Below are 13500 nucleotides of genomic sequence, written 5' to 3'. Positions count from 1 at the left end.
TTCGTAGCCTTACAAAAACAATGTAAAATTAAATGATAGTTATTATCATTATCACTCTTATTTGTTTATGCTAGCATGAGCCGCCTCGCATCTGGAAAGAAAAATTCGTTTTAAGGCCATGTAATGAACCGCAATTCTTTGTTGCTCAACCTCAGTTTGCTCAAAACTCATCCTGCTTTTCGCGCCGTCTTCCTTGCCCGTTTTATCTCGATTGTCTCGCTTGGGTTACTGGGCGTTGCCGTGCCGGTACAAATCCAGACGCTGACCGGTTCTTCCTTGCAAGTTGGGCTGGCAGTGACGTTAACCGGCAGCGCGATGTTTATCGGCCTGATGATGGGCGGTGTGCTGGCCGACCGGCACGAACGCCGCCGTTTGATTTTGCTGGCGCGATCTACCTGTGGCGTTGGCTTTATTGGCCTGACGATTAACGCCGCCTTGCCGGAACCGTCGCTGGCGGCGATTTATCTGCTTGGCGTATGGGATGGTTTCTTTGGCGCACTTGGCGTGACCGCGTTGTTAGCCGCCACACCCGCGTTAGTCGGGCGTGAAAACTTAATGCAGGCGAGTGCGATTACCATGCTGACGGTGCGCCTCGGCTCAGTGATTTCACCGATGCTCGGCGGGCTGTTGTTGGCCTCCGGCGGCGTGGTGTGGAACTACGCGCTGGCGTCTGTCGGCACTTTCGTCACTTTACTGCCGCTGTTGAGTTTACCGAAGCTGCCGCCACCGCCGCAGGTGCGTGAAAACCCGCTGCTTTCGCTGCTCAATGGGTTCCGTTTTTTGGTCGGTAACCCGATTATTGGCGGCATTGCGTTAGTTGGCGCGTTGCTGACGATGGCGAGCGCGGTGCGCGTTCTTTATCCCGCACTCGCCGGACACTGGCAAATGAGCGCGGCGCAAATCGGCCTGATGTACGCTGCCGTTCCGTTGGGTGCTGCCATTGGCGCGTTGACCAGCGGGCATATTGCTCATCACGCACGCCCAGGCCGTATTATGCTGGCGACGGGAATTGTTTCGTTTATCTCAATTGGCGTTTTCAGCCTGATGCCGGTTTGGGGGCTTGGGCTGGCGTGTCTGGCGCTATTTGGTTATCTCAGTGCGATCAGCTCTTTGCTGCAATACACCTTAATTCAGACGCTAACACCGGACGGTATGCTAGGCCGTATTAACGGTTTGTGGACGGCGCAAAACGTCACTGGCGATGCGATTGGTGCCGCCATTTTAGGCGGCCTGACGGTAGCGATGACGCCGGTCGCTGCGGCGAGTGCGAGCGGCCTGGCATTAACACTGTGCGGCATAGTATTGGCGATGGTGTTGGTGCAGCTGCGTGGTTATCAGCAGAGCGTTCCGGCGTAGGTTTTCGTAGGGTGGATAAGCGCAAGCGTCATCCACCACATTACAAAAAATCACTTGCTACCAAACAACTGACTCATCCGCTCCAGAACCTGCGTGGCACTGTAATAATCCAGACGGAATGTTTCGGTGCCCAGCGCATAAACCTGTTTTTTCTGCACGGCGCTCAGGTGCGAAAGCAACGGGTTGGTTTCCAGCGCCGTGGCATCTTTCTCATCGCTGGCGAACAGGAACAAACTCTCACCATTCAAACCCGCAGCAAGATTCTCGCCACCCAATTGCACGATGTCGTGACGTTTTCCCATGCTCTTGCTGGCATTCACCGCCGCAGGCAAAGACGACAAAGTAAAACCTAACTGCTGGAACAATTTCCCCTGCGCGGATTCTGCCGTCCACAGGTTTGCCGAACGTGATGCAGGGGTGTAAACCAGCGCGGTGACCGGCTGTGGCGGCAGCGTCATACGCTGTTTTGCCTCGTTGAGCTGCTTATCAAAACTGGCAATGCGTGCCGCCGCCTGGGTTTCATGCCCGGTAATCTCGCCGAGTTGCGTCAGCAATTGCTGCCAGCTTTTGTCGTCGTAATTGATAACTAACGTCGGGGCGATAGTGGAAAGCTGGTCATAAAGGGCGAGGGCGGAATCGCCTCCGGTGGCACTAATCAAAATCAAATCTGGCATTTGCGCAGCCACGGCTTCGGCGCTGGCCTCACCGATATATAAACGCTGCACGTTGCGCGCTTTTGCGATATCACCCCACTGGCGCAGGAAACCTTGCGCATCTCCCATTCGATTGCCAGGTGTGGTGGCACCGCTTGCCACCACGGGGGCATCAATTGCCAGCAGCGAGCCGGTTAGCGTGACGCTGGTGGAAACAATGCGCAGCGGTGCTTGTGTCAGCGTATGTGTGCCATGGCTGTCGGTGATCGTTCGCGGCCAGTCGGCGGCGTGGGCGAGGCTGCTTAAGCATAGAAAGATGAATGCGGAGAATCTGATTTTCACTCAATGACATCCTGTTGAAATTTGCCTGATGGCGGTGGATGGCGCTGGCGCTTATCCACCCTACAAAACCGTTTCGCGTAGATCGGATAAGCATTAGCGCCATCCGACAAGACTGAGCAACTATTGACAGTGCTGTCTTTTCTCTTTAGGTTACGACCCAGAAAAGCAAATGATAATCATTATTACTATCTTTTGTCATGTTTTTACGGAGAGTTCATGGAAACGTTACTGGCTGAGGAACGACAAGAAAAACGGCTAACACCTTGTGCAGATAGTTTTTTCTTTATGTCGCCATATCGCAGTTTTTCAACAAGCGGCTGCTTTGCTCGCCTGGATTGCCCGGCGATTGATGGCGCAAATTCCCATGGTCACCTGCAAACTTCGTTGCGTGAAGCGTTCGAAAATGCCAAAAAACATGGTATCGAGAAGCCGGTTGTCGTCGGTGCCATTCCGTTTGATCCCCGGCAACCTTCAGCGCTGTTTATCCCTGAAAGCTGGCAGCCGTTTTCACGCGCCCAACGCCAGGATGACTCCCGCCAAACGGCTGTGGCGAAACCGCTCAACATTGCCGCGCGTAAAGCGATTCCGGAACAAGACAAATTTATGGAAATGGTGGCTCATGCCGCCGCCGCAACGGCGCAGCCGGATATCGACAAAGTGGTGCTCTCGCGCCTGATTGATATCGAAACCCAAATGCCAATTGATCTCGATGGGCTGCTCAATCGCCTGATTAGCCAAAACCCCACCAGCTACAACTTCCACGTCCCGTTGCCGGATGGCAGCTCGCTAGTGGGTGCCAGCCCGGAATTGCTGTTACGTAAATCCGGCAAGAATTTCAGCTCGCTGCCGCTGGCGGGATCGGCACGGCGCGACCGGGAAAATATCCCGCGTGATAGCGAAATTGGCACGCAGTTACTGCACTCGAAGAAAGACCGCCACGAACACGGTCTGGTGACGCAAGCGATGCGCGATGTTTTGCAGCCGCACAGCCAGACTTTGACGCTCTCTGACACGCCAGAACTGATTACCACGCCGACCTTATGGCACCTCGCCACGCCGATTTACGGCCAGGTAAAAGACCCGCAGGACAATGCGTTATCCCTCGCCTGCCTGCTGCACCCGACGCCTGCGTTGAGTGGCTTCCCACACGATGTGGCGCGCAAATTGATTGCAGAACTTGAGCCATTTGACCGCGAACTGTTCGGCGGCATCGTCGGCTGGTGTGACGCCGAAGGCAACGGTGAATGGGTGGTGACAATCCGCTGCGCCCGTGTCGCTGCAAACCAGGTGCGCCTGTTCGCCGGGGCGGGCATCGTGCCTGCTTCGTCGCCGGAATCGGAGTGGCGCGAAACTGGCGTCAAACTTTCCACCATGCTCCACGTATTTGGACTCAACTAAATGGCGATTCAATTCACGCGCTGGCCGGACGATTTGGCGGCCCGCTACCGCGAAAAAGGTTACTGGGCGGATTTGCCGCTGACCGACATTCTCAACCGCCACGCGCACAATGACGCAATTGCGCTGGTTGATGGCGAACGCCATTTCAGCTATCGCGAATTAGAACAAGCGGCGACGCGCCTGGCTTCAGCCCTTAAACGCCGTGGCCTGAACAACGGCGAAACTGCGCTGGTGCAGCTCGGTAATGTGTCGGAACTGTACATCACGCTATTCGCGCTGCTGAAAATTGGTGTAGCACCGGTTAACGCGCTGTTTAGCCACCAACGCACTGAAATGGAAGCCTACGCGCAGCAAATTGAGCCGGTGGTGCTGATTGCCGACCGCAAACACAATTTGTTCGCTCATGATGATTTCCTTGATGCGCTGTGCCAGCAAAACCCGTCGCTACGCATGGCCGTTTTGCTCAATGAAAGCGACCGCGAACGTTCGCTAAGTGCCTTCATCAACGAAGCGGAAGACAACTTTGTCGCTTCGCCATCGGCGGCGGACGAAGTGGCATTTTTCCAGCTTTCCGGCGGCAGCACCGGCACGCCGAAACTGATCCCGCGCACCCATAACGATTACTACTACAGCATTCGCCGCAGCGTCGAAATCTGCCGTTTTGATACCCGTACGCGCTTCCTGTGCGCCATTCCGGCGGCGCATAACTACGCGCTGAGTTCACCAGGTTCGCTGGGCGTGTTTTACGGCGGCGGGCGTGTGGTGCTGGCAAACGACCCGAGCGCCACGCTCTGTTTCCCGCTGATTGAACGCCATCAAATCAACGTCACCGCACTGGTGCCGCCTGCGGTCAGTCTGTGGTTACAAGCCATTGGCGAATGGGGCAGCAATAAATCGCTTGAGTCGCTAAAGCTGTTGCAGGTCGGCGGTGCGCGTTTAAGCGAAGCGCTTGCCGCCCGCATTCCCGCTGAAATTGGCTGCCAGTTACAGCAGGTTTTCGGCATGGCCGAAGGGCTGGTGAACTACACGCGCCTTGATGATTCAGATGAACATATCTTCAAAACCCAGGGTAAGCCGATGTGCCCGGACGACGAAGTGTGGGTGGCCGATGAAAATGGCAACCCATTACCGCATGGCGAAGTGGGTCGCCTGATGACGCGCGGGCCGTACACCTTCCGGGGCTATTACCGCAGCCCGGAACACAACGCCAGCGCCTTTGATGCCAACGGTTTTTACTGCTCCGGCGACCTGATTTCGATTGCTGAAGATGGCTACATCACCGTGCAGGGGCGCGAGAAAGATCAGATCAATCGCGGTGGCGAGAAGATCGCCGCCGAGGAGATCGAAAACCTGCTGCTGCGCCATGAAGAGATCGTCCATGCCGCACTGGTTTCGATGGAAGACAGTTTATTGGGCGAGAAAAGCTGCGCGTTTATCGTCGGCAGTCGCCTGTTCCGAGCGGTAGAAATTCGCCGTTATTTGCGTGAGTTGGGCATTGCCGACTTCAAGCTGCCGGATCGCATTGAAATTGTTGAAAACCTGCCGCTGACCGCGGTGGGTAAAGTGGACAAAAAACGTTTGCGCCAGTTGATTGCTGACAGGCAACTGGTTTCCTGACTGACGGAGAATTTATGGCTATTCCAAAATTGAACGCGTACAGCTTACCGACGGCTGCCGACATCCCGGAAAACAAAGTGAACTGGGCGTTTGAACCCGAGCGTGCGGCACTGCTGATTCACGATATGCAGGAATATTTCATCGATTTCTGGGGCGATGATTGCCCAATGATCCAGCAGGTTATTGCCAATATTGCCGCGCTGCGCGCTTACTGCAAACGCCACAATATTCCGGTCTATTACACCGCGCAGCCGAATGCGCAAAGTGATGAAGACCGTGCACTGCTTAACGACATGTGGGGGCCGGGCTTAAATAAACACCCTGAGCGCCAGAAAGTGGTGGCAGAACTTGCGCCAGACGAACACGACACTGTGCTGACCAAATGGCGTTACAGCGCGTTTATCCGCTCGCCGCTGGAACAGGCGTTAAAAGAAACCGGCCGTAACCAGCTGATTATTTGCGGTGTTTACGCGCACATTGGCTGCATGACCACGGCAACTGATGCGTTTATGCGTGACATCAAACCGTTTATGGTCGCTGATGCGCTGGCTGATTTCAGCCGCGAAGAACACATCATGGCGCTGAAATACACCGCAGGCCGTTCCGGGCGCGTGGTGATGACCCGCGATTTGCTGCCCGAATGTGCGCCGCAAAACAAACAGCAACTACGTGAAATCGTCCTGCCGTTGCTGGATGAATCCGACATCCCGGAAGATGACGAAAACCTGATTGATTACGGCCTCGATTCGGTGCGCATGATGGCGCTGGCGGCACGCTGGCGCAAAATTCACGCTGACATCGATTTCGTGATGCTGGCGAAAAACCCGAGCATCGACGCCTGGTGGGTACTACTGTCTCGGGAAGTGGCGGCATGAACATCGATTTTAGCGGCAAAACCGTCTGGGTAACGGGTGCAGGCAAGGGTATCGGTGACCACACCGCGCGGGCGTTTAGCGAAGCTGGTGCGACGGTTATCGGCTTTGATCTGGCGTTCCCATTGGAGATTTATCCGTTTGCCACCCAAGTGTTAAACGTGGCGGATGCCGAGCAGGTCGGTGCCGTTACGCAGCGTTTATTGAGCGACGAGCAGCAACTGGATGTGCTGGTGAATGCGGCGGGAATTTTGCGCATGGGTGCTACGGATGCGTTAGCGTTGCAAGATTGGCAGGACACGTTTGCGGTCAACGTCGGCGGCGCGTTCAATATGTTCCGCGCCGTGATGCCACGTATGCGTGAGCAGCGTAGCGGGGCGATTGTCACCGTTGCATCCGATGCCGCGCACACGCCGCGCACCGGAATGTCGGCCTATGGCGCGTCGAAAGCGGCGCTCAAAAGCCTGGCGTTAACCGTTGGCCTGGAACTGGCACCGTTTGGCGTGCGCTGCAATGTGGTGTCGCCGGGGTCGACGGACACCGATATGCAACGCACGTTGTGGAAAACGCCAGACGCCGAACAGCAGCGTATTCAGGGCTTCCCGGAACAGTTCAAACTGGGCATTCCGCTGGGCAAAATCGCCCGCCCGCAGGAGATCGCCAGCACGATTTTGTTCCTCGCTTCCACTCACGCAAGCCACATCACTTTGCAGGATATTGTGATTGATGGCGGCGCAACGCTTGGAGCCTGAATGAGTATCTGGAAACGAGAGCTCACTCTTGAGGCGTTAAACAAAACCAGCGTCGGCACAATGGTTGAGCATCTCGGTATCGTTTATACGTACATGGACGAGGAAAGCCTGGAAGCGCAAATGCCGGTCGATAACCGCACCCAGCAGCCGTTTGGTTTGCTGCATGGCGGCGCGTCTGTAGTGCTGGCAGAAACCCTGGGTTCAATGGCCGGATTTCTGACAACGAGTGAAGGGCAGTGCGTGGTGGGAACGGAAATCAACGCCAGCCATCATCGCGCGGTGGCATCAGGTACGGTGCGCGGCGTGTGCAAACCGCTGCATTTAGGGAAGACTTCTCAGGTGTGGGAAATTGCCATTTTTGATGGGCGCGGCAAGCGTTGTTGTACTAGCCGTTTGACGACGGCGACGCTGGGTTAACACAAACCTAACCCTGATGGAGAGGAGACAGCTCTGTTTTCGCCCTCTCCTCGGGGAGAGGGCCGGGGTGAGGGCGCTCCAACAAATTCCCCGCAAAGTGATCTCCTTAACAAGCTGATGTAAAGACCTGGTCAAACATCTGTATTCTGTTGTTTTCATATTGTTAAATTCATGTGCTTAATCTAGAACAAAACGGTAATACCTTCGCCTCTGGCCCTACACATGGAAAACAAAGATGAATAATCCAGGGAAACACCTTATCTGGGGCGTGCTTGCACTAATCGGTGCCTTCGCGCTCGGCTATATCGCACTCAATCGCGGCGAACAGATAAACGCATTGTGGATTGTGGTTGCTGCAATCTGCGTTTACCTCATCGCTTATCGTTATTACGGCCTGTTTATCGCTAAACGCGTCTTAACCGTTGATGCCACTCGTATGACGCCAGCCGTGCGCCATAACGATGGGCTGGACTATGTCCCGACGGACAAAAAAGTCCTGTTCGGTCACCATTTTGCCGCGATTGCCGGTGCGGGGCCGCTTGTCGGGCCGGTGCTTGCCGCGCAAATGGGCTACTTGCCGGGCATGCTCTGGCTGCTGGCCGGTGTGGTGTTGGCTGGTGCGGTACAAGATTTTATGGTGCTGTTTGTCTCAACCCGTCGTGACGGGCGTTCGCTGGGTGAACTGGTGAAAGAAGAGATGGGCAACACCGCAGGCGTCATTGCTTTGGTCGCCTGTTTCATGATTATGGTCATCATCCTTGCGGTGCTGGCGATGATCGTGGTGAAAGCGCTGACTCACAGCCCGTGGGGAACCTACACCGTAGCGTTCACCATTCCACTGGCATTGTTTATGGGCGTCTATATTCGCTATCTGCGTCCAGGCCGTATTGGTGAAGTCTCGGTGATTGGCCTGGTGATGCTGATTTTCGCTATTATTTCCGGCGGTTGGGTGGCTGAAAGCCCAACATGGGCGCCATACTTTGACTTTACCGGCGTGCAGTTGACGTGGATGCTGGTGGGTTATGGCTTTGTCGCCGCGGTACTACCGGTTTGGCTGCTGCTGGCACCGCGTGATTACCTCTCAACCTTCCTGAAAATCGGCACCATTATTGGCCTGGCAATTGGCATTTTGATTATGCGCCCAACGCTGCAAATGCCTTCTTTGACCAAGTTTATTGATGGCACCGGCCCGGTTTGGACAGGTGACCTGTTCCCGTTCTTGTTCATCACCATTGCTTGTGGCGCAGTTTCTGGCTTCCACGCCCTGATCGCTTCTGGCACCACGCCGAAAATGCTGGCTAACGAAAACCAGGCTTGCTTCATCGGTTACGGTGGCATGTTGATGGAATCGTTTGTGGCAATCATGGCGCTGGTTGCCGCCTGTGTTATCGACCCGGGCGTGTACTTCGCGATGAACAGCCCGATGGCGGTACTGGCTCCGGCAGGAACTGTAGATGTAGTCGCTTCTGCTGCCAGCGTGGTGAGCAGTTGGGGCTTCCATATCACTCCGGACACCCTGACCAACATTGCTAATGAAGTGGGCGAGCAGAGCATTATTTCCCGCGCGGGTGGCGCACCAACGCTTGCGGTGGGAATGGCGTACATTCTGCATGGCGCGCTGGGCGGCCTGATGGATGTCTCGTTCTGGTATCACTTCGCTATTCTGTTTGAAGCTCTGTTTATTCTGACCGCGGTAGATGCCGGTACCCGTGCGGCGCGCTTTATGCTGCAAGATTTACTGGGCGTAATCTCTCCGGGTCTTAAGCGTACCGACTCGCTGCCAGCAAACTTACTGGCGACGGCACTTTGCGTGCTGGCGTGGGGTTACTTCCTGCACCAGGGCGTGGTCGATCCACTCGGCGGTATCAACACCTTGTGGCCGCTGTTTGGTATTGCCAACCAGATGCTGGCAGGTATGGCGTTGATGCTGTGTGCAGTCGTACTGTTTAAGATGAAGAAGCAGAAATATGCCTGGGTGGCTTTGGTCCCAACCGCATGGCTGTTGATTTGTACGTTGACGGCAGGCTGGCAAAAAGCCTTCAGCGACAACCCGAAAGTGGGCTTCCTGGCTATCGCTAACAAGTTCCAGGCAACTCTCGACAGCGGCAAAATCCCTGCGCAATACACCGAGTCACAGCTTTCCCAGTTGGTGTTTAACAACCGTCTGGATGCCGGGCTGACTATCTTCTTTATGGTGGTTGTGGTGGTGATTGGTCTGTTCGCGATTAAAACTGCGCGCCAGGCGCTGAAATCTGACCTTCCTACCGCAAGGGAAACGCCTTACGAGAAGATGCCAGAAGATGCTGAGCAGATTGTGGCTCAGGCGAAGAGTGCGCATTAATGTTTAAATAAATCTGCCGGATGACGCTGCGCTTATCCGACCTACGAATGCCGTTGTAGGGTGGATAAGCGTTAGCGTCATCCACCATTTCCTGGGAGCCACTATGTTTGACACTCTCGCTAAAGCCGGAAAATACCTCGGCCAGGCCGCTAAACTGATGGTTGGCGTACCTGATTACGACAACTATGTGCAACACATCCGTCTGACTCATCCGGAACAGACGCCGATGACTTACGAAGAGTTTTTCCGCGAGCGTCAGGATGCGCGATACGGCGGCAAAGGCGGCGCTCGCTGCTGTTAATCTAAGGAATTGGACATGAATCAAGCGGTATCTGTCACTCTGTTAACGGGCTTTCTTGGTTCCGGGAAAACCACACTTCTCAACTATTTTCTCGCCCATAACGGCAACGAACCCGTCGCCATTCTGGAAAACGAATTTGGTGCGGTAAATATCGATGGAGCTTTGCTCAGAGGCGGTGAAAACGTCAACGTCGTGGAGCTCAGTAACGGTTGCGTGTGTTGCAGCGTGCGCGGAGAATTCACCGCCGCACTCAGAGAAATGCTGGCAAAACGCGCGTCGGGTCAGTTGAAATTTGAGCGGTTGATTGTTGAAACAACGGGTCTTGCTGACCCAGCTCCCATCGTGCAAACCTTCTTTGTGGATGAATATCTGCGTGACGCATTGCGTCTTGATGCGGTCATTGCGCTGGCGGATGCAGAACATATTTCACGCCAGTTGGATGAGCATGCGGTTGCTGCCGCCCAGCTCGGTTTTGCCGACCGAATTTTGCTGACTAAAGCCGATCGTGTTGATGACGAAACCAAACAACAGGCGCTGGAGCGGATCCATCGGATCAACAATAAAGCTGATATTTTTGAGATCGTAAACGGCGAATGCCCGGCGGAAATGTGGCTCGATCTCAACGCGTTCGAACTCACGGATACCATTGAATTAGCCTCGGGATTTCGCGTGATTCGCGCTGACGATGACCACCCCTTGAGCTTCAAACCGTTTCGTAAAACGGCGGCAAAAAAGTCCTGGGATGATGCCATTCAGGCTCACGTTTTTGATGCCGGGTTGTTGGATGTGAAGAAAATTGGCGCGTTTATGGAAAGTTGCATTGCGCGTTTTGGTAACGACATGCTGCGTTACAAAGGCGTACTGGCGATTGATGGCCATCCGCAACGCCTTATCGTGCAAGGGGTACATAAAGTGGTGGGCTTTGACTACGGCTCAACATGGCACCCGAGCGAATCGCGCGTCTCACGCTTAGTCATCATCGGGCGTTATTTACCGATTGAGGAGATGCGTCGGGAATTTGCTGCAACTTCGATTTAGGTATGAAACCAGAGATGTGATCTCAAACACGATTTTCAGCTCTGCCGAATAAAGCTGTTGTGTGAAACGAAGCAGTGTGGTTGTATAAATTTCGACGTTAAATCGCGTAAACACTATTCAGGACCCAAATGACTACATTCACTCGCAACACTGGCCTACTACTAACCGCGCTACCAGCCGCGGTGGTCGTCGTGCGTGTGGTGGTGGTCGTCGGCAATGCGCCGTAGGGTCTGAATCAACGCATCGATTCCAAAACCCCGCCGGCGCAAACCGGGCGGGGTTTCTTGTTTTAGTCCCCCGGCCAGAAGCGCAACGGCACGAGAAGAAGGACTGGAGCATGGCAATTTCGGAAAACCCACCGCAAGCACACCGTATTACGGGCGCACAATTAATTGTGCAAATGCTTGAGCACCATGGCATTACCACCATCAGCGGTATTCCCGGTGGCACCGTCCTGCCGCTCTATAACGCGCTCAGCCAAAGCAAAAAAATTCGCCACATTCTGGCACGCCACGAACAGGGTGCGGGCTTTATGGCGCAAGGCATGGCCCGTACACAGGGCAAAGCTGCGGTGTGTATCGCCTGTAGCGGCCCTGGTGCGACAAACCTGGTCACCGCGATTGCCGATGCGCGACTCGACTCCATCCCGTTGGTTTGTATTACCGGCCAGGTGCCAAAATCAATGATTGGCACCGACGCCTTCCAGGAAGTCGACACTTACGGCATCTCCATTCCCATCACCAAACACAACTATCTGGTTCGCGATATTAGCGAACTGCCACAGGTGATTTGCGACGCGTTCCGCATTGCTGAATCTGGCCGCCCAGGCCCGGTCTGGATTGATATTCCAAAAGACGTGCAAACCGCAGAAATTGACATCAGCGAACTGCCGCCCGTTTCTGCCCATACTCCTGCACCACAATTTGAAGCACAGCAAATCGCCGATGCCGCGGCAATGATTAACCAGGCGCAGCGCCCGGTTCTGTATCTCGGCGGTGGCGTTATCAATGCGCATGCCAACGCTCGCGCATTGGCTGAAAAAGCTAACCTGCCAACCACCATGACGCTGATGGCGCTCGGTACTATTCCGGCGAAGCATCCGTTATGGCTTGGCATGCTGGGGATGCACGGCGCTCGCAGCACCAACTACATTTTGCAGGAAGCAGATTTGCTGATTGTTTTAGGCGCACGCTTTGATGACCGCGCGATTGGTAAAACGGAAGAGTTCTGCCCGAACGCAAAAATCATTCATGTTGATATCGACCGCGCCGAGCTGGGTAAAATTAAGCAGGCACACGTGGCGATTCGCGCGGATGTCGGTGAAGTGCTGGAACAATTACTGCCAAAAATTGACGCCAAGCCGCGCCAGCAGTGGCTGCAACAAGTCGCAGGTTTGCAGCAAGAATTCCCGTTCAATATGCCTGGTGCTGATAACCCGTTGACGCCATACGGCCTGATTAACGCCGCTGCGGCTTGCGTGGATGACAACGCAGTGATTACCACCGATGTCGGCCAGCACCAAATGTGGGTAGCGCAGGCGTATCCGCTGAACCGTCCACGCCAGTGGCTGACTTCCGGTGGTTTAGGAACGATGGGATTTGGCCTGCCCGCTGCGGTAGGTGCGGCATTAGCTGAGCCAAACCGCAAAGTGCTGTGCTTTACCGGCGATGGCAGCATCATGATGAATATTCAGGAAATGGCGACCGCTGCCGATCATAATCTGGACGTGAAGATCATCCTGTTGAACAACCAGGCGCTGGGACTGGTACACCAACAACAAACGTTGTTCTATCAACAAAATGTCTTTGCGGCGACCTATTCCGGACAAACTAACTTCCTGAAAATTGCCGAAGGTTTTGGCCTGGCAACCTGTGATTTGAATGCAGCAGCAGACCCGCAAGCGGCATTGCAGGAGGCGATTTCACGCCCTGGCCCTTGCCTGATTCACGTGCGCATTGATGCCAGTGAAAAAGTATTCCCGATGGTGCCGCCAGGCGCTGCCAACATTGAGATGATTGGAGAGTAAGCCATGCAACAACTAACCGTTATTCTGGAACTTACGGTGAGCAACCATCCGGGTGTGATGTCTCACATTTGCGGCCTGTTCGCCCGCCGCGCCTTTAACGTCGAAGGTATTCTCTGTCTGCCGCTACCACGGGGCGACCAGAGCCGTATCTGGCTACAAGTGGCGGATGACCAGCGTCTTGAGCAGATGATTAGCCAAATCGATAAACTTGAAGATGTGGTACAAATCAGGCGCGATGCAGACGGTGCGGGCATTTTTGGTAAGCTAACCGCACTGGTTCAATAGCATTTCAGGGTGGGTAAACGGTAAGTTTATCCACCCAATTTTGCACGATTCATCATTCTGCACTGCAACTTCGCTTCGTTATTTTCACCATTCTGGAAGCTT

At 54.6% G+C, this 13500-nt stretch carries 13 protein-coding genes; 12 read left to right on the top strand and 1 reads right to left on the bottom strand.

Annotated features, from left to right (window positions below; translation table 11 throughout):
* Positions 1 to 123: 123 nt before the first annotated feature.
* Entirely contained in the window at positions 124 to 1356 is a 1233-nt protein-coding gene (gene entS, locus MES37_RS06435; protein WP_237930655.1) for an enterobactin transporter EntS, read from the top strand.
* A gap of 50 nt (positions 1357 to 1406) precedes the next feature.
* On the opposite strand, the gene fepB is transcribed toward entS, so the two are convergent.
* Positions 1407 to 2351 (bottom strand): Fe2+-enterobactin ABC transporter substrate-binding protein, encoded by a 945-nt coding sequence (gene fepB, locus MES37_RS06430; protein WP_237930654.1) that lies wholly within the window; start codon positions 2349 to 2351, stop codon positions 1407 to 1409.
* Between the two features lie 216 nt (positions 2352 to 2567).
* On the opposite strand from fepB, the gene entC reads away from it, so the two are divergent.
* The 11 genes from entC (at position 2568) to ilvN (ending at position 13398) form a co-directional block, all read left to right on the top strand.
* Positions 2568 to 3749: an isochorismate synthase EntC gene (entC, locus tag MES37_RS06425; RefSeq protein WP_237930652.1), complete on the top strand. Its 1182-nt coding sequence runs from the start codon at positions 2568 to 2570 to the stop codon at positions 3747 to 3749.
* Positions 3750 to 5366, top strand: coding sequence for a (2,3-dihydroxybenzoyl)adenylate synthase (locus tag MES37_RS06420; protein ID WP_237930648.1), 1617 nt, complete (start codon positions 3750 to 3752; stop codon positions 5364 to 5366).
* A 14-nt stretch (positions 5367 to 5380) separates the two neighbouring features.
* Entirely contained in the window at positions 5381 to 6241 is an 861-nt protein-coding gene (locus tag MES37_RS06415; RefSeq protein WP_121814159.1) for an isochorismatase, read from the top strand.
* Positions 6238 to 6990 carry a 2,3-dihydro-2,3-dihydroxybenzoate dehydrogenase gene (dhbA, locus tag MES37_RS06410; protein WP_237930646.1) on the top strand — a complete coding sequence of 251 codons (753 nt, stop codon included), beginning with the start codon at positions 6238 to 6240 and terminating at the stop codon, positions 6988 to 6990. Before MES37_RS06415 ends, dhbA begins: the two co-directional genes overlap by 4 nt.
* Positions 6991 to 7407, top strand: a complete 417-nt coding sequence (entH, locus tag MES37_RS06405; RefSeq protein ID WP_237930644.1) for a proofreading thioesterase EntH — start codon at positions 6991 to 6993, stop codon at positions 7405 to 7407. It abuts the gene before it with no gap.
* A gap of 235 nt (positions 7408 to 7642) precedes the next feature.
* On the top strand, positions 7643 to 9748 hold the full coding sequence (gene cstA, locus MES37_RS06400) for a pyruvate/proton symporter CstA (RefSeq protein ID WP_064548905.1): 2106 nt from the start codon (positions 7643 to 7645) through the stop codon (positions 9746 to 9748).
* Positions 9749 to 9851: 103 nt separating this feature from the next.
* A complete protein-coding gene (locus tag MES37_RS06395; protein ID WP_034456870.1) occupies positions 9852 to 10049 on the top strand; it encodes a YbdD/YjiX family protein in 198 nt (65 codons plus the stop codon).
* Positions 10050 to 10064: 15 nt separating this feature from the next.
* Positions 10065 to 11087, top strand: a complete 1023-nt coding sequence (locus MES37_RS06390; RefSeq protein ID WP_237930642.1) for a CobW family GTP-binding protein — start codon at positions 10065 to 10067, stop codon at positions 11085 to 11087.
* Between the two features lie 128 nt (positions 11088 to 11215).
* On the top strand, positions 11216 to 11314 hold the full coding sequence (ivbL, locus tag MES37_RS06385) for an ilvB operon leader peptide IvbL (RefSeq protein ID WP_074388597.1): 99 nt from the start codon (positions 11216 to 11218) through the stop codon (positions 11312 to 11314).
* A 110-nt stretch (positions 11315 to 11424) separates the two neighbouring features.
* Complete coding sequence (ilvB, locus tag MES37_RS06380) at positions 11425 to 13113, top strand: acetolactate synthase large subunit (RefSeq protein WP_237930640.1); 1689 nt, start codon at positions 11425 to 11427, stop codon at positions 13111 to 13113.
* Between the two features lie 3 nt (positions 13114 to 13116).
* A complete protein-coding gene (gene ilvN / locus MES37_RS06375) occupies positions 13117 to 13398 on the top strand; it encodes an acetolactate synthase small subunit (protein WP_121814155.1) in 282 nt (93 codons plus the stop codon).
* Positions 13399 to 13500: the final 102 nt, after the last annotated feature.

Source organism: Buttiauxella sp. S19-1 (assembly GCF_022134725.1).
Classification (GTDB): domain Bacteria; phylum Pseudomonadota; class Gammaproteobacteria; order Enterobacterales; family Enterobacteriaceae; genus Buttiauxella; species Buttiauxella ferragutiae.
The sequence above is the reverse complement of the archived record's forward strand: the minus strand, read 5'-3'. Positions and strand labels throughout refer to the sequence as shown.

Coding starts and splice junctions, on each gene's coding strand:
- entH (WP_237930644.1), top strand. CDS start 6,991: ATGAGTATCTGGAAACGAGAGCTCACTCTTGAGGCGTTAAACAAAACC.
- MES37_RS06420 (WP_237930648.1), top strand. CDS start 3,750: ATGGCGATTCAATTCACGCGCTGGCCGGACGATTTGGCGGCCCGCTAC.
- ivbL (WP_074388597.1), top strand. CDS start 11,216: ATGACTACATTCACTCGCAACACTGGCCTACTACTAACCGCGCTACCA.
- MES37_RS06415 (WP_121814159.1), top strand. CDS start 5,381: ATGGCTATTCCAAAATTGAACGCGTACAGCTTACCGACGGCTGCCGAC.
- cstA (WP_064548905.1), top strand. CDS start 7,643: ATGAATAATCCAGGGAAACACCTTATCTGGGGCGTGCTTGCACTAATC.
- entS (WP_237930655.1), top strand. CDS start 124: ATGAACCGCAATTCTTTGTTGCTCAACCTCAGTTTGCTCAAAACTCAT.
- ilvN (WP_121814155.1), top strand. CDS start 13,117: ATGCAACAACTAACCGTTATTCTGGAACTTACGGTGAGCAACCATCCG.
- entC (WP_237930652.1), top strand. CDS start 2,568: ATGGAAACGTTACTGGCTGAGGAACGACAAGAAAAACGGCTAACACCT.
- ilvB (WP_237930640.1), top strand. CDS start 11,425: ATGGCAATTTCGGAAAACCCACCGCAAGCACACCGTATTACGGGCGCA.
- MES37_RS06390 (WP_237930642.1), top strand. CDS start 10,065: ATGAATCAAGCGGTATCTGTCACTCTGTTAACGGGCTTTCTTGGTTCC.
- MES37_RS06395 (WP_034456870.1), top strand. CDS start 9,852: ATGTTTGACACTCTCGCTAAAGCCGGAAAATACCTCGGCCAGGCCGCT.
- dhbA (WP_237930646.1), top strand. CDS start 6,238: ATGAACATCGATTTTAGCGGCAAAACCGTCTGGGTAACGGGTGCAGGC.